Here is a 16635-nt window from a genome sequence, read left to right on the forward strand (position 1 = left end):
TAATAGCTCAGGCCTCTGAGGCGAGTGCAGCTATATACGCGGTAAGTAACGGCACGTCGGCCGGAGCCAGGGGATAGTCAAATGCCTGCTCCGGCGTTAACCACACAAAGTCGGAATGGCAACGGTTTTGTAATTCGCCACTGAATGCCGCAATACGCCAGGCATGCAACGTAATCACTCGTTCGTCCTGTTGCCATTGATTGCTGGCTACGTAGTTGCCGACGCTGGCCACAATCCCCAACTCTTCGTCCAGTTCACGCGCTAATGCTTGTGGTTGGCTTTCACCTTGTTCAACTTTGCCGCCTGGAAATTCCCACAGGCCGGCCTGATCGCTGTTGGCATCACGCTGTGCCAGTAAAATTTTGCCATTCTTTTCAATGATGGCAGCGACAACATCGACTATTTTCATCTTTATCACATAGCGAAACCCCGGCAATGGCCGGGGTTGGATTCATTACAGCGAGAATTCCGCCCAGACCGGGGCGTGATCCGAGGGTTTCTCCATTCCGCGGATCTGATAATCGATCCCGGTTGCGGTGCAGCGAGCAGCCAATGGTGTGCTGGCTAACAGCAGATCGATACGCAGACCTCGGTTTTCATCGAAACCCCGTGAGCGGTAGTCGAACCACGAAAACTCATCGTTACGCCCTGGGTTTGCGTGTCTGTAGGTATCTACCAGACCCCAATTCAGTAGGCGCTCCATCCATTCACGCTCTTCCGGCAAGAAGGAACACTTACCGGTGCGCAGCCAGCGTTTGCGGCTTTCTTCGCCGATGCCAATATCATAATCACTTGGGCTGATATTCACGTCACCCATCACCAGTACCGGTGAGTCCACCGACATTTGCTGCTCCAGGTAGTTTTGCAAGTCCTGATAGAAGCGTGTCTTGGCGGGGAATTTGATAGGGTGGTCGCGGCTTTCGCCCTGAGGGAAGTAACCATTGATCACCGTCAGCGTGCCTTGCGGCGTCGCCAGATCGGCCATAATGATTCGGCGCTGCGCGTCTTCTTCATCGGTCGGGAAACCGCGACGTACGGCAAGCGGTTTTTCTTTGGTCAACAGCGCTACACCGTAGTGGCCTTTCTGGCCGTGATAGAACACGTGATAACCATACTGGCTGACGTCTTCCAGTGGGAACATGTCATCGTGAACTTTTGTTTCTTGCAGGCCAATCACGTCAGGTTGGTGCTGTTCGATGATGGCAGCCAGTTGGTGCGGACGCGCACGCAGTCCATTGATATTAAAAGAGACAAACTTCATGAGCGATGCCGTTTTTACGAGAAAAATGTGTTGAGATAGTAGCAGAGTTTAGCCAGAAATGTAACGCAGGCCAGCGGCTATGGCCGCCAGCTGCATGCTGTGCTATTTCGCCCAGCGATCGTAAGTCTTTGGCTGGTAATCGTCGAACTGCTGCAGCAAGGTGTGCGCAGACTCACTGATGTGCATGGTGCCGAGGTAGTCATGGCGCATAAAGCCCTGATCGGCGACATGTTGCAAGAACCCGTTCAGCGGGCGATAAAAACCGTTAACATCCAGCAGGCCAACCGGTTTGCTGTGGTAACCGATCTGCCCCCAGGTCCAGATTTCAAACAGCTCTTCCAACGTGCCTATGCCACCGGGTAGCGCGATAAAACCGTCTGCCAGGGCTGCCATGCGAGCCTTACGCGTGTGCATGTCGGGCACGACTTCCAGCTCAGTCAGGCCCCTGTGCGCCGTTTCCGCTTCTACCAATCGTTCAGGAATGATGCCAATTGCCTCGCCACCGGCGGCAAGCACGGCATCAGCCACAATGCCCATTAATCCTTTCTTACCGCCGCCATAGATTAAGCGTCGGCCTTGAGCGGCAAGTGTTTGGCCCAATTGCCGCGCGTTATCGGCATAAGCGGGATTGACACCTTCACTGGCACCACAAAAAACGCAGATATTGTTACGCATGCACTTCTTTCCTTACTGCATTAAAGAAGTCAGTGGTATAGCGAATTGTTAGCTGGAGTTCAAGTTGAGGATGTGCTGAATGGTTAAGGGAATTGATAAATGCTAAATCTGAGAGGCCAAAGGAGGATATTTACGCTGTAATACGGGAAGCTTCTCATCCCTCCCGTAAGGAGTGATAGGGATGCTTTCAGGTTTGATTTGATTCTGGGGAATAGATAAGGATGGTGGTGGGGGAAGGATTATTCGTCGCAGAGCGACTCACCCTGCGGGCTGCGCTAAAGCGCGTTGTCTCACGTTGTGAGACTCGAACCTTGTCGAAGCTTCTCACCTTCCCCATACGGAGTGGTATAGAGACTGTCAGGTTTGATTTTATTTGGGGGGATATACAAGGATGGTGGTGGGGGAAGGATGACTCGTCGTTACACTCCTCGCCCTGTGGGCCGCGCTGAAGCGCGTTGTCTCACGTTGTGAGACTCGAACCTTGTCGAAGCTTCTCACCTTCCCCGTAAGGAGCGATATGGATGCTTTCAGGTTTGATTTGATTCTGGGGAATAAATAAGAATGGTGGTGGGGGAAGGATTCGAACCTTCGAAGTCTGTGACGGCAGATTTACAGTCTGCTCCCTTTGGCCGCTCGGGAACCCCACCATGGTATTCATGGTTGTACTTGTTTGTTTAACAGAAAATCGGCTAGATTCCTGTGGCGCTTCGTCTGAAGTGTTACCTCGCTGAAACGCGTTGTCTTTCTGCGCCCGGCTAGAACCTTGTCGAAGCTTCTCATCTTCTCCCTCCGTGTTTTATGCAGCTTCAGCTTGCGCTGTGCTCTCATCAACAGAGAGAAGATGGTGGTGGGGGAAGGATTCGAACCTTCGAAGTCTGTGACGGCAGATTTACAGTCTGCTCCCTTTGGCCGCTCGGGAACCCCACCACTGGCCTTGCTTGCGAAACATCTGTCTCGGTAAGCGGGGCGCATCATATCAAATGAAGCGGGCGTGTAAAGTATTGAAATGCAGAAAATGTATCGTTTGCCGATTTTTTGCCCGTGGCGGTGCATCCCTGAACGAAAGGCACCGCTTTATTGAGCAATTATAGAATGACTGTTCGGTTCCCGTAGACAAATACGCGCTGCGCCAGCACGTGATACAGCGCGCGGCTGAGCGCATTTTTCTCTACATCACGCCCCGCGCGCATCATGTCGTCAGCAGAATAGGTATGATCGACATGAATTACGTCCTGCATGATGATTGGGCCTTCGTCCAGGTTATCGTTAACGTAGTGCGCGGTGGCACCGATAATTTTCACGCCACGCTCGTAAGCCTGATGATAAGGCCTTGCCCCAATAAAGGCTGGCAGGAACGAATGGTGGATATTGATCACCTGATTCGGGTAGTGCTGCACAAATGCTGGCGTCAGCACGCGCATATACTTGGCCAGTACCACGTAGTCTGGCTGGTATTGGTCAATCTGGGCCATCATTTTCTGATCGTGCTGATCGCGCGTCAGGCCTTCATGGCTGACCAGGTGGAACGGAATATCGAAGCGTTCAACCAGCGTTTGCAACGTATCATGGTTGCCGATAACCGCGGCAATCTCTACATCCAGGCCGCCGTAAGCGCTCTTCATCAGCAGATCGCCCAGGCAATGCGCTTCTTTGGTCACGAGAACCACGATGCGACGACGGCCGGAGTTATGCAGTTCACGAACGGAACCCGTCGGCAGTGCACCGTCGAGATCTGCCAGAAGCGTCGTATCGTTGAAAATACCTTCCAACTCGGTACGCATAAAGAAACGACCGGTACGGTGATCAACAAACTCATTGTTCTGAATAATGTTGAGTTCATGCTTGTAACAGATGTTGGTGATCTTGGCGATCAGGCCCTTGGCATCCGGACAAATGGTACGCAAAACTTTTCTTTGGACATTTTGATGTGGCATGGCGATGAGGATCCTGTCTGATACTGAACGTCCTGTCTGCGCAGGCGAGCATTTTTATAATCTTCATTTTCACACTGTTGCCAAATGGCAGCGGTCTGAAATCTATGGGTCTCAGTAACTGCCAGCTAACGGCCGCAGCACTTTTTATATTTTTTACCTGAACCACAGGGGCAAATCGCATTTCTGCCAGGCTGGGGTTTGGTACCATCAATATAGTACCAGCGTTGTTCAAGCTGAAGAAAGCGCGAACGTTCGTGCATTGCCTTGTGTTCGCCGGTGTTGCTATCAATGAAGCGGGCAATAAACTCGACAAAACCTTCATCGCTCTCATGGCCCTGTTTTTCTTCTACCACCGTCAGGCCAAGCCATTGAGTGTTCTTGAAGCTATCAACGATTGCATTACGCCATTCAGCGGCATGGCAGTCGGGATGCCAGGTCGCAATTAAGTAATCGACGTTGTGCTTCACATAAGCGCTAAAGCGTGAACGCATCAACTTACCGGGGGTCAGTGGCGTTTGTGTGCCATTGATGTAGGGTTCGCAGCATGCGCTATACTCCAGTCCGCCGCCGCAGGGGCATAATTCTGGCAAGTTGACTCCTAAAATGGCCGGAACGATAAGAACGGGCCGATGCTGAAAGGTATTTAGCGTCTATGTTACCTAACAATATTCGATCGTGACAATCTACGCTGGCAGCAGAGTTGATACAATTCACCGGGCAAGAGGCGGAAAGATGCGGAAAATTAAGATTGGACTGGCATTGGGTGCAGGTTCCGCTAAAGGGTGGGCGCATATCGGCGTGATCAACGCGCTAAAGAAATTGGGGGTTGAAGTCGATATAGTAGCCGGCTGCTCAGTCGGTGCACTGGTCGGTGCCGCTTTTGCCAGCCACCGTTTACCGGCCATGGAGGCCTGGGTTCGTTCTTTTAGCTATTGGGATGTGATCCGCTTGATGGATCTTTCCTGGCGGCGGGGCGGTCTATTACGCGGCGAGCGGGTGTTCAATGCGGTGGGGCAATTATTAGAAATCAACGATATCGCCGAGTGTTCGCTAAAGTTCGGTGCAGTAACGACGAACCTCAGTACGGGACGGGAGTTGTGGTTGACCGAAGGAGATATTCATCAGGCAGTGCGTGCCTCGTGCAGCATGCCCGGCTTGTTGGCACCGGTGTGGTTTGATGGTTATTGGCTGGTGGATGGTGCGGTAGTGAATCCTGTGCCTATCTCATTAACACGAGCCCTGGGAGCCGATCTCGTTATTGCCGTTGACTTGCAACATGATGCGCATCTGATGCAGCAGGATTTATTCTCTGTACGCCATCATGACGCGGAAACGTCAGGCGATATCCCCACGGAGAATTGGCGGGGGCGTTTAAGAGACCGTATCAGCAAAATGACGACCAGAAAGCCCAATTTTACGCCGACGGCGATGGAAATTATGGGGACGTCGATCCAGGTTTTGGAAAATCGACTGAAACGTAATCGTATGGCGGGTGACCCGCCAGATGTATTGATCCAACCTTATTGTCCGCAAATCTCGACGTTGGATTTCCATCGTGCCGAAGAAGCGATTGCAGCGGGTAAATTAGCCGTTGAAAAACAGATTGATGCACTTTTACCGTTAATAAAAAACAAATAATTATCAGATATTGCGGAGGTGGTCTGCGATAGAGACCATTTCCGACAAGCAGAAATGGCCTTTTTGAGCCACTATTACACTATGGAAAGGGAAGAGGCTCGGCTGATGGCATTACCATTGACTCACAAGCGCATTTTAGTCGTTGAGGACGAACTGGTTTTTCGTTCTGTGCTTGTTGGCTACTTGACGTCGTTGGGCGCAGAAACCAGTGAGGCGACCAATGGATTGCAAGCGCTGAGTGCTGTGGATGACGTTAAGCCCGACTTGATTTTGTGCGATCTGGCGATGCCGGAAATGGGCGGGATAGAGTTTGTTGAGCATCTCCGTCTACAAGGCGTGCAAATTCCGGTGCTGGTGATATCGGCCACCGATAAAATGGCGGATATCGCCAAGGTATTGCGTTTGGGGGTACAGGACGTACTGTTAAAACCCGTGACCGATCTCAACCGCCTGCGCGAGTCGGTGTTGGGTTGCCTGTACCCCAATATGTTTACCTCCCAGGCTATCGAAGAGGTGGAACTGCTTCAGGACTGGGATGCATTGAGTAAAAATCCGTCTGAAGCCGTAAGGTTGCTCAAACAGCTGCAGCCTCCGGTGCAACAGACCATTGCTCATTGCCGGATTAATTACCGGCAATTAACGACCGGTGAGAACCCGGGTTTGGTGTTGGATATAGCAGCACTGTCGGATAAAGATCTGGCGTTCTATTGTTTGGATGTCACTCGTGCAGGAGATAACGGCGTATTAGCGGCGTTGCTATTACGTGCTTTATTTAATGGTTTGTTACAGGACCATTTAGCTAATCAGCGTCATCGGCTGCCGCAAATGACCGCATTGTTAAAGCAAGTTAATCAATTATTACGTCAAGGCAAGCTGGAAGGGCAATTCCCATTGTTGGTCGGCTATTATCACACCGAATATAAAAACCTGATTTTGGTCTCAGCAGGTCTTCATGCCAGCGTTAATACCGGTGATAATCAAATTCAACTGAACAATGGTGTCCCGCTTGGCACGCTGGGTGCGACCTACATGAACCAAATCAGCCAACACTGTGCAGCCTGGCAGTGTCAGGTTTGGGGCGCTGGCGGTAGGCTGCGGTTGATGCTCAGTACCGAATAACGTGATCCTTAAAAATTATTATTTGAAATACAAATATTCGATGTGCCTATTACTTCCTCAGGCCATAGATTGAGTAATTGTCTTAATTTTTTTCTATTTGTGCTGAGGTTAATGCCAGACACTCATAAGCTGGTATACTCCGAAGGTTTTTCATATGGTGAAAAAGCTCATAAAATGAGCAACATTAAGAGAGGAAATAATGCCTGCTGTAAATCGTAAAGTCAGAAAGGCTGTGATCCCGGTTGCAGGCTTGGGAACACGGATGTTGCCAGCGACAAAAGCCATTCCAAAAGAAATGCTGCCGCTGGTTGACAAACCCTTGATCCAATACGTTGTCAATGAATGTATTGCGGCTGGAATTAACGAGATTGTGTTGGTTACCCATTCCTCCAAGAATTCGATCGAAAACCATTTTGACACGAGTTTCGAACTTGAAGCGATGCTGGAAAAACGTGTTAAACGTCAGTTGCTGGACGAAGTACAGTCTATTTGCCCGAAGGGCGTTACTGTGATGCAGGTACGTCAAGGGGTAGCAAAAGGGTTGGGGCATGCGATTATGTGCGCTTATCCACTGGTGGGCGACGAGCCGGTCGCCGTGATTTTGCCGGATGTGATCCTCGATGAGTACAGTGCTGACCTGAAAAAAGATAATTTGCACGAAATGTTAGAGCGGTTTGAGCAAACCGGCGTCAGCCAAATTATGGTCGAGCCCGTGCCCCATAAAGATGTGGGTAATTACGGTGTGGCTGATTGTAAAGGGTATGAACTGCAACCTGGCGAAAGCGCGCCGATGGTCAGCGTTGTCGAAAAACCTTCGCCGGATGAAGCCCCGTCTAACTTGGCCATTGTTGGTCGCTATGTGCTTTCCGCCGATATCTGGCCATTACTGTCAAAAACACCGCCGGGCGCCGGTGGTGAAATCCAGCTTACCGACAGTATCGAAATGCTGATGCAGCAAGAAACGGTAGAGGCCTATCACCTAAAAGGGATTAGCCATGATTGCGGTAACAAACTGGGCTATATGAAGGCCTTTGTTGAATATGGCATGCGCCATACCGGGTTAGGGCAAGAGTTTTCTCAGTGGTTGAGTCAATTGCTGGCCGCTGATAAGAAATAATTTATTTATCTTTCATCTTAATTTGAAAAACTAGGATTTTCCCATGAAAGTAACAGTTTTTGGTATTGGCTACGTTGGTTTGGTGCAGGCAGCAGTCCTGGCCGAAGTTGGCCATGACGTTATGTGTATTGATATAGACGAACGTAAAGTCGAAAACCTGAAGAAAGGGAACATCCCTATTTTTGAACCGGGCCTGACGCCGTTGGTGCAAAAAAACTATGAAGCCGGTCGTTTGCAGTTCACCACCGATGCGAAAGCGGGTGTTGCACATGGCAGCATTCAGTTCATTGCTGTAGGTACACCGCCGGACGAAGACGGTTCTGCCGATTTGAAATATGTGACGGCTGTAGCGCGTACCATCGCGGAACACATGACAGATCACAAAGTGGTGATCGATAAATCTACCGTGCCGGTAGGTACCGCAGATAAAGTCCGCCAGGTTATGCAAGAAACGTTGCAGAAGCGCGGTAGCTCCATAGCTTTCGACGTGGTTTCCAATCCAGAGTTTTTGAAAGAAGGTGCGGCAGTTGCGGATTGCATGCGCCCTGAACGTATCGTGATTGGTACCGATAACATGGATGTAATCGAGCCTATTCGTGAGCTGTACGAGCCGTTTAACCGCAATCACGATCGCATGATTATGATGGATATTCGCAGTGCTGAGCTGACCAAATACGCTGCTAACTGCATGCTGGCTACCAAAATCAGCTTTATGAATGAAATGTCTAACCTGGCTGAAATGTTGGGTGCGGATATTGAAAAAGTACGCCAGGGTATCGGTTCTGATTCCCGTATCGGCTACCACTTTATCTATCCAGGGTGCGGCTACGGCGGTTCATGTTTCCCGAAAGACGTCCAGGCACTGATTCGCACGGCCGAGCATATCGGTTACCAGCCAAAACTGTTGCAGGCTGTAGAGCAGGTTAACTACCAACAGAAATATAAGCTGACCAAGTTTATCAAGCATCACTTTGGTGAAGACTTGAAAGGCAAAACTTTTGCGCTGTGGGGTTTGGCATTCAAGCCAAATACTGACGATATGCGTGAAGCCTCCAGCCGCGTTCTGATGGAGCAACTGTGGGAGGCCGGTGCTACCGTCCAGGCCTACGATCCTGAAGCGATGAACGAAGTACAGCGCATTTACGGTCAGCGTGATGACCTGAAGCTGGTAGGCACCAAAGAAGCGGCGTTGCACGGTGCTGACGCGCTGGTTATCTGCACCGAATGGCAGAATTTCCGTGCGCCAGACTTCGACATAATTAAAAACACGCTGAAGCAACCGGTGATCTTTGATGGTCGCAATCTGTTTGATCCGGAACGTTTGGAAAACCGTGGTTTTACCTATTATGCGATCGGTCGCGGTGCATCCATTCAGCCAGTTATTTAAGGGACATATATGAAATTCCTGGTTACAGGTGCGGCAGGATTTATTGGTTATCACGCTGCTGAGCGCTTGTTGGCCGCTGGGCATCAGGTTGTCGGTATCGACAACCTGAATGATTATTACGATGTGGGTCTGAAAATGGCCCGTCTTGACCTGCTTGCGGACAAGCCTGCCTTCCAGTTTATCAAGCTGGATTTAGCCGATCGAGAAGGCATGGCAACGCTGTTTGCAGAGCATAAATTTCAGCGAGTGATTCACCTGGGGGCACAAGCCGGGGTGCGTTATTCGCTGGAAAATCCGTTAGCGTATGCGGATACGAATCTCATCGGTCATTTAAACGTATTGGAAGGGTGTCGCCACAATAAAGTCGAGCATTTGTTATATGCTTCTTCCAGTTCGGTATATGGCCTGAATCGCAAGTTGCCATTTGCTACGGAAGACTCTGTCGATCATCCAATCTCATTGTACGCGGCGACTAAAAAAGCCAATGAGCTGATGTCACACAGCTATTCCCACTTATATGGTCTGCCTACCACTGGGCTGCGTTTCTTTACCGTATATGGCCCGTGGGGGCGCCCGGATATGGCGCTGTTTAAATTCACTAAAGCTATATTGGCTGGCGAAAGTATCGATGTATATAACCACGGGGAGATGCACCGTGACTTTACCTACATTGACGATATCTCCGAGGCTATTGTCCGGTTGCAGGCGGTTATTCCTCAATCAAATCCAGCTTGGACAGTTGAACAGGGCTCGCCGGCGACCAGTTCTGCTCCGTATCATGTCTATAATATCGGCAATAGCACGCCCGTGAAGCTGATGGAATATATCAAGGCACTGGAGCAGGCATTAGGGATGGAAGCACGCAAAAATATGTTGCCAATGCAACCTGGCGATGTACTCGATACCAGTGCTGATACTGCGGAGCTCTATCGTGTGATAGGGTTTAAGCCGGAAACGGGTGTTGAAGAAGGCGTGAAACGCTTTGTTGAATGGTATAAGTCATTTTATAAAGTTCAGTAATTGAACAGCGCGTAAAATGCTATAAGGGGCTTAGGCCCCTTTTTTTATGCTTGAGGAAAGGCAGGGTGGCAATTTGGGAGGTGAATGATTGAGATGGCCTGCTTCAGATTATTGTGTAAAACCGGGTTTGTATAAGCTGCCTTTCCAGGCGTTTTAAGCATAACAAAAAGGCTCCCTGGGGAGCCTTTTTAACATGCAGCGGAACGCTATTACAGCAGGAAATCGTCCAGGGATTTACCTTGCTCTTCGATAGCTTTCTTAATCACTGCTGGGGTACGGCCCTGGCCGGTCCAGGTTTTCAGTTCGCCGTTTTCGTCTTTATATTGATATTTAGCCGGACGTGCTGCACGTTTAGCTTTACCTGCTGCTTTAGTTGCAGCCATAGTTTGCAGCAGTTCATTTGGGTCAATACCGTCAGCAATCAGCATTTCACGATATTGCTGCAGTTTACGGGTGCGTTCTTCAACTTCTGCTTGAGCCTGGCTGTCTTCTTCGCGACGTTCGTTCACAACAACTTCCAGTTTTTCAAGCATCTCTTCCAGCGTTTCCAGGCTGCATTCTCTTGCTTGTGCGCGTAGAGTACGGATGTTGTTCAAAATCTTTAATGCTTCGCTCATTGTCCTAGTCTCAAATTATATTGGTGGGGGCGTCTGGATAATAATAGAGTGCTCTTTTCTTTTCTGCAATAGACAAATTGAAAGGAACGCTCAAATTCATCTTTTAAAAAGGCGTAATCAGAACTCTCTGGCAAATATAGGGAGAAGACATAAGTATTACAAGCTCAATTTTTAAGTCAAATTTTCAACAGTGGCGGTATGATTACCGCACCAGAAAGGCATTCAGGACTAAGTTATAATTGTGTTTTATATCAATATTACGATGAGTTTTGTGGGTTAAATCACGTGCTTTAGTATGCAAACACTGTAAACAATGGGGGTATAAGAGTAAAGATAACGTCAAGAACTGTGCTGCTGGCTTTTTTATGCCATTAAATACGCCGAAGCGCTGTCTGCGGGCGTTAATAGATTTAATCCTTTACCAACCCGGCGTCATGCTGGGGGGTTCTCTTCACTGACAGACGATTAATGCCTGATGCTAATCATTAGCAGTAATTAAATGTGATGACAGACAGGGATCGTCCTGTAAATAGATGTAAAAGCGCAGTGGTGCAGAATGGAATGTTTCATTTGAAAGTTTGGTATTCGTTTGCCTGGTTATTGATTAAGTTGGAGGCGTGAGCAGGCCAGCAGGTTATGGTACACTTGGCTTCTGAATCAACGTCTGAATATTTCTTATACCATTGGAGTTACGGGCCCATGGCTCAACTTTATTTTTATTACTCTGCTATGAACGCAGGGAAATCTACCGCGTTGTTGCAATCTTCATATAATTATCAAGAACGTGGTATGCGTACACTGGTGTTTACTGCCGAAATAGACCACCGCTTCGGTGTTGGCAAGGTGAGCTCGCGGATCGGGCTGTCATCCCAGGCACAGCTCTATAATAATGAGTCGATGCTTTATGCGATGATCGCGCAGGAGCATCAGCAGCAACCCGTACACTGCGTCTTGTTGGATGAAAGCCAGTTCTTGACGAAGGAACAGGTCGAGCAGCTATGTGATGTTGTTGACCAACTGGATATTCCGGTTCTGTGTTACGGCTTGCGTACCGACTTCCTGGGTGAGTTGTTCATCGGCAGTCAATATTTGCTGGCCTGGGCGGATAAGCTGGTGGAATTGAAAACCATCTGCCACTGTGGGCGCAAGGCGAACATGGTACTGCGGCTGGATGAAAGTGGGCAGGCGATGCATGCTGGCGAGCAGGTAGTGATAGGCGGTAACGAGAGCTACGTCTCCGTTTGCCGTAAGCATTATAAGGAAGCACTACAGGCACTAGAGTAAAATGTGGGTGCTGTAGGGTACCTCTGGCAGCGTTTTAGCGTGGGGGTAGTTACCTGGCAGTTTGAGGTGCAACGCAAGATAAAAAAACCGCCTTTCGGCGGTTTTTTGTTGGTTTAATTAACCGTTATTTCTTGGTCTTTTTTTCTGCTTTAGCCGCAACCGGTGCTGCCAAAACTTCTTCATCAACCGCTTCACTGAACTTACGGCCGTAGAAGGTATCCAGCATGATTTGCTTCAACTCGGCAATCAGCGGGTAGCGCGGGTTGGCACCGGTACATTGGTCGTCAAAGGCATCTTCAGACAGTTTGTCGACCTTAGCCAAGAAATCAGCTTCTGTGACACCGGCTTCACGAATTGACGCCGGGATACCCAGTTCAGCTTTGATCTCGTCCAGCCAGGTCAGCAGCTTCTCGATTTTCTGTGCGGTACGGTCGCCCGGTGCACTCAAGCCGAGGTGGTCGGCGATTTCAGCGTAACGACGACGCGCTTGAGGGCGGTCGTACTGGCTGAACGCCGTTTGCTTGGTTGGATTGTCATTCGCGTTATAGCGAATAACGTTGGAGATCAGCATGGCATTAGCCAAGCCATGTGGGATATGGAACTCAGAGCCCAGTTTGTGGGCCATTGAGTGGCACACCCCCAGGAAGGCGTTAGCGAAGGCGATACCGGCAATCGTTGCGGCATTGTGCACACGCTCACGGGCAATCGGATTCTTGGCACCTTCTTTGTAGCTGGCTGGCAGATATTCTTTCAGCAATTTCAACGCTTGCAGCGCTTGGCCGTCTGAGTATTCGTTCGCCAGTACTGAAACATACGCTTCCAGTGCGTGGGTCACCGCATCCAGGCCGCCAAAGGCGCACAGGGATTTTGGCATGTTCATCACCAGATTAGCATCAACGATGGCCATGTCTGGCGTCAGTGCGTAGTCAGCCAGTGGGTATTTCTGGCCAGTTACGTCGTCGGTCACTACCGCAAACGGCGTGACTTCTGAACCGGTACCTGAAGTTGTCGTCACGGCAATCATTTTTGCTTTGACGCCCATTTTCGGGAACTTGTAGATACGCTTACGGATATCCATAAAGCGCAGCGCCAGGTCTTCGAAATGGGTTTCAGGATGTTCGTACAATACCCACATGATCTTCGCCGCATCCATCGGTGAACCGCCACCCAGCGCGATAATCACGTCTGGTTTGAAGGAGTTCATCTGTTCAGCGCCTTTACGCACGATGGACAGCGTTGGGTCTGCTTCAACTTCAAAGAACACTTCTGTTTCAATACCGTGTGACTTCAGAACCGAGGTGATCTGGTCAGCATAGCCGTTATTGAACAGGTAGCGGTCGGTCACAATGAAGGCGCGTTTTGCCCCGTCGGTCGCTACTTCTTCCAGCGCGATAGGCAATGAGCCACGGCGGAAGTAGATTGATTTCGGAAGTTTATGCCACAACATGTTTTCTGCTCGCTTCGCTACAGTTTTCTTGTTGATCAGGTGTTTTGGACCGACGTTTTCAGAGATGGAGTTACCGCCCCAGGAACCGCAGCCCAACGTCAGAGACGGAGCGAGTTTAAAGTTGTACAGGTCACCGATACCCCCCTGAGAGGCAGGGGTGTTGATCAGGATACGCGCGGTTTTCATCTTGTCGCCGAAGAAGGCAACGCGTTCCGGCTGGTTATCCTGGTCGGTGTACAGACAAGATGTATGACCGATGCCGCCCATCGCGACCAGTTTCTCCGCTTTGCTGACAGCGTCCGCGAAGTCTTTGGCACGATACATAGCCAGTGTAGGGGACAGTTTTTCGTGAGCGAAAGGCTCGGTTTCATCAACCAGTTTCACTTCACCGATCAGCACCTTGGTGCTTGCTGGCACTTTAATGCCGGCCATTTCAGCGATTTTCGGTGCGGACTGACCAACGATAGCTGCGTTTAAGCCACCGTTTTTCAGGATGATGTCCTGTACGGCTTTCAGCTCTTTACCCTGCAGCATATAGCCACCGTGGGTAGCGAAACGTTCGCGCACGGCATCATAGATGGAGTCAACCACGATGACAGATTGCTCAGAGGCGCAAATCACACCGCTGTCGAAGGTTTTAGACATCAGAATTGAAGCAACGACGCGCTTAATGTCTGCGGTTTCGTCAACCACTACCGGGGTGTTACCTGCGCCAACGCCGATTGCCGGTTTGCCGGAGCTGTAGGCGGCTTTCACCATGCCTGGACCACCGGTTGCGAGGATCAGGTTGATGTCAGGGTGGTGCATCAATTGGTTGGACAGTTCAACGGTAGGTTGGTCGATCCAGCCTACGATGTCTTTTGGTGCCCCGGCGGCAATCGCTGCCTGCAGCACGATATCGGCGGCCTTATTGGTCGCGTTTTTCGCACGTGGGTGTGGGGAGAAGATAATGCCGTTACGGGTTTTCAGGCTGATTAATGCTTTGAAAATGGCCGTAGAAGTCGGGTTGGTGGTTGGCACGATACCGCAAATCAGGCCAATAGGCTCGGCGATAGTGATGGTACCGAAAGTATCGTCTTCTGACAGGATGCCGCAGGTTTTTTCATCTTTATAGGCGTTGTAGATAAACTCTGATGCAAAGTGGTTCTTGATCACTTTATCTTCAACGATACCCATACCGGATTCTTCGACGGCCAATTTAGCCAGAGGAATGCGGGCATCGGCAGCGGCGAGGGCAGCAGCGCGGAAAATTTTATCAACTTGCTCTTGAGTGAAGTTGGCATATTCGCGCTGGGCTTTTTTGACTCGTGCAACTAGCTCGTTCAGTTCAGCGACATTTGTTACAGCCATAATGCTCTCCTGATAATGTTAAACTCTTTCAGTAAATCAGCCGTGCGAGCCACTAGTATAGACAGAATGATGGAAAATGCTGTTTAAAAAACAAAGGCTTTCCACCTTTTTGTGCTGCATGCTGCTGATTTGCTTAAAGAGCTTTACCCGATGCTTCAGCAGGAGAAGACAGCGGGCCGAACAGAGATGCCACTTTTTCCTTAACCTGTTCTACTCCCTGACTACGACTAAGAGCTTAACTACTCTTGGTTAGTGATTTTGTGATTTAAATCATAAAAAGCGCAAGCTGACACCATTCAGCTGTAAGTTTTTGAGAATCATTCTTGATAACTGTGATGTCAGGCACTTTTCTCAACATAAAAAATCATAAACCGTACATTGCTTTAACAATAGTGAATTGTTTTATCATTATGGATATGAATAGATAAAAATCCCGCTCAAGACCCATGGATTACCCGTGGCAATTCCATTACATTAGCGCGCGTAGGCAGTGTCACTTTTAAAGCTATTAAAGCGGAGTCATTTGTGGGCCAATCTCTGTTAGATTTTTCCGGCTTCATTAAATTTTTTGTCGGCCTGTTTGCGCTGGTGAACCCGGTGGGCATTTTGCCGGTATTTATCAGCATGACCAGCTACCAGGCAGCGGCAGGGCGCAATAAAACAAATCTGACCGCTAACCTGTCGGTCGCCATTATCCTGTGGACCTCGCTCTTTTTGGGGGAAGGGATTTTGCGCATGTTCGGCATCTCTATTGATTCGTTCCGAATTGCCGGCGGTATCTTGGTGGTGACCATTGCGATGTCGATGATCAGCGGGAAGCTGGGTGAGGACAAACAGAATAAACAGGAGAAGTCAGAGAGCGCGATCCGCGAAAGTATTGGTGTCGTGCCGCTGGCATTGCCACTGATGGCGGGGCCGGGTGCTATCAGTTCTACGATTGTCTGGAGCTCTCGTTACCACAGCTGGCAAAACCTGTTGGGGTTTACTCTGGCCATTGCGTTGTTCGCTTTCTGCTGTTGGTTGTTGTTCCGTGCTGCTCCACTATTGGTGCGTTTATTGGGACAAACCGGCATTAACGTAATCACCCGAATCATGGGGTTGTTGCTGATGGCATTGGGGATTGAGTTTATCGTTACCGGTATTAAGGCCATTTTCCCGGGGCTGCTCTAATCTGACAGGTGAGCCGCGAATAGGATTATTCGTGGCTCAAATTATTTTTAAGAATTAAAATCAATTATTGGTTCGCATTAATATAGTGCGCAATATGAATGAATTCTATTCAGTTGCACCACAATGTGGCATAAATGCCAATTTGTTGTTCAATAAAACTCCTAAGCGTTGTTTTTAGCCTTTATCTCCCGCCATTATTCCCCTTTTTAACCTACTGAACATCAAATTTGCTGTTAATTTAATCACATCATTCTGTAGGGCTTGTCTCGCTTTCATCCAGGTGTTATTAGTGATTAACAGCACATAAGCAGGTGTTTGTTCTTTGAAGCGCAACTTTGTTAACTGAATGTTTCTTTGCTTGGTGTTTGGGTTTGCTGTGCACGGCTTTCATTGTCTATTTTTAATTTATTATGATAAAAATCATGATGTTATTATGGCGGCCCGTCTCTCGCTAGTCAGGGGGGAAGATCGTGCTTGATGCAATAAAAGAGAATTGCTTAACATTTCTGTAAAAATTATTGGCTATGGAATTTGCCTTCTGCTAATTTCCGAGCAACTTTCTACGCGTCATTAACCGCATCGCGTCGTCAAAGTGGGAATGATTTTTGCTGGTGCC

14 protein-coding genes, 2 tRNA genes and 2 other RNA genes are annotated in these 16635 nt (G+C 49.2%); 7 read left to right on the forward strand and 11 right to left on the reverse strand.

The genetic code is table 11. The features are described from left to right. Positions 1-7: 7 nt before the first annotated feature. The 9 genes from ACI2J2_RS03835 to ACI2J2_RS03875 form a co-directional block, all read right to left on the reverse strand. Positions 8-409: a pyrimidine (deoxy)nucleoside triphosphate diphosphatase gene (locus tag ACI2J2_RS03835; protein ID WP_404759439.1), complete on the reverse strand. Its 402-nt coding sequence runs from the start codon at positions 407-409 to the stop codon at positions 8-10. A gap of 45 nt (positions 410-454) precedes the next feature. After that, positions 455-1261: an exodeoxyribonuclease III gene (gene xthA, locus ACI2J2_RS03840; RefSeq protein WP_404759440.1), complete on the reverse strand. Its 807-nt coding sequence runs from the start codon at positions 1259-1261 to the stop codon at positions 455-457. 102 nt (positions 1262-1363) lie between these two features. Continuing rightward, on the reverse strand, positions 1364-1936 hold the full coding sequence (locus ACI2J2_RS03845; RefSeq protein WP_265553572.1) for a TIGR00730 family Rossman fold protein: 573 nt from the start codon (positions 1934-1936) through the stop codon (positions 1364-1366). 222 nt (positions 1937-2158) lie between these two features. Continuing rightward, a non-coding RNA gene (locus tag ACI2J2_RS03850) (RtT sRNA) lies at positions 2159-2284 on the reverse strand. Positions 2285-2328: 44 nt separating this feature from the next. Continuing rightward, a non-coding RNA gene (locus ACI2J2_RS03855) (RtT sRNA) lies at positions 2329-2454 on the reverse strand. 44 nt (positions 2455-2498) lie between these two features. Further along, positions 2499-2583 (reverse strand) — tRNA-Tyr (locus ACI2J2_RS03860). A 195-nt stretch (positions 2584-2778) separates the two neighbouring features. Then, a tRNA-Tyr gene (locus ACI2J2_RS03865) sits at positions 2779-2863 on the reverse strand. Between the two features lie 158 nt (positions 2864-3021). After that, positions 3022-3870 (reverse strand): formyltetrahydrofolate deformylase, encoded by an 849-nt coding sequence (gene purU, locus ACI2J2_RS03870; protein WP_209633899.1) that lies wholly within the window; start codon positions 3868-3870, stop codon positions 3022-3024. Between the two features lie 125 nt (positions 3871-3995). Then, a complete protein-coding gene (locus tag ACI2J2_RS03875; RefSeq protein WP_209633897.1) occupies positions 3996-4460 on the reverse strand; it encodes a YchJ family protein in 465 nt (154 codons plus the stop codon). A 142-nt stretch (positions 4461-4602) separates the two neighbouring features. On the opposite strand from ACI2J2_RS03875, the gene rssA reads away from it, so the two are divergent. The 5 genes from rssA (at position 4603) to ACI2J2_RS03900 (ending at position 10151) form a co-directional block, all read left to right on the forward strand. Beyond that, entirely contained in the window at positions 4603-5508 is a 906-nt protein-coding gene (gene rssA, locus ACI2J2_RS03880; RefSeq protein WP_209633895.1) for a patatin-like phospholipase RssA, read from the forward strand. A 105-nt stretch (positions 5509-5613) separates the two neighbouring features. Then, positions 5614-6627: a two-component system response regulator RssB gene (rssB, locus tag ACI2J2_RS03885; protein WP_404759441.1), complete on the forward strand. Its 1014-nt coding sequence runs from the start codon at positions 5614-5616 to the stop codon at positions 6625-6627. 199 nt (positions 6628-6826) lie between these two features. Beyond that, positions 6827-7744, forward strand: a complete 918-nt coding sequence (galU, locus tag ACI2J2_RS03890) for a UTP--glucose-1-phosphate uridylyltransferase GalU (RefSeq protein ID WP_404759442.1) — start codon at positions 6827-6829, stop codon at positions 7742-7744. A gap of 43 nt (positions 7745-7787) precedes the next feature. Further along, a complete protein-coding gene (locus ACI2J2_RS03895; protein WP_404759443.1) occupies positions 7788-9131 on the forward strand; it encodes a UDP-glucose dehydrogenase family protein in 1344 nt (447 codons plus the stop codon). A 9-nt stretch (positions 9132-9140) separates the two neighbouring features. Beyond that, positions 9141-10151 carry an NAD-dependent epimerase gene (locus ACI2J2_RS03900; RefSeq protein ID WP_404759444.1) on the forward strand — a complete coding sequence of 337 codons (1011 nt, stop codon included), beginning with the start codon at positions 9141-9143 and terminating at the stop codon, positions 10149-10151. Positions 10152-10360: 209 nt separating this feature from the next. Here ACI2J2_RS03900 and hns read toward each other — a convergent pair whose 3' ends face one another. After that, complete coding sequence (gene hns, locus ACI2J2_RS03905) at positions 10361-10768, reverse strand: histone-like nucleoid-structuring protein H-NS (protein ID WP_006321188.1); 408 nt, start codon at positions 10766-10768, stop codon at positions 10361-10363. A 699-nt stretch (positions 10769-11467) separates the two neighbouring features. Between hns and ACI2J2_RS03910 the strand changes: the two genes are divergently transcribed. Then, on the forward strand, positions 11468-12052 hold the full coding sequence (locus ACI2J2_RS03910) for a thymidine kinase (protein WP_261444212.1): 585 nt from the start codon (positions 11468-11470) through the stop codon (positions 12050-12052). Positions 12053-12176: 124 nt separating this feature from the next. Here the strand turns inward: ACI2J2_RS03910 and adhE are convergent, their stop codons facing one another. After that, positions 12177-14849, reverse strand: a complete 2673-nt coding sequence (adhE, locus tag ACI2J2_RS03915; RefSeq protein ID WP_209633882.1) for a bifunctional acetaldehyde-CoA/alcohol dehydrogenase — start codon at positions 14847-14849, stop codon at positions 12177-12179. Between the two features lie 525 nt (positions 14850-15374). On the opposite strand from adhE, the gene ACI2J2_RS03920 reads away from it, so the two are divergent. Continuing rightward, on the forward strand, positions 15375-16019 hold the full coding sequence (locus ACI2J2_RS03920) for a YchE family NAAT transporter (protein WP_037425714.1): 645 nt from the start codon (positions 15375-15377) through the stop codon (positions 16017-16019). Positions 16020-16635: the final 616 nt, after the last annotated feature.

It is taken from the genome of Serratia sp. NPDC087055 (genome assembly GCF_044900985.1).
Lineage (GTDB): Bacteria > Pseudomonadota > Gammaproteobacteria > Enterobacterales > Enterobacteriaceae > Serratia.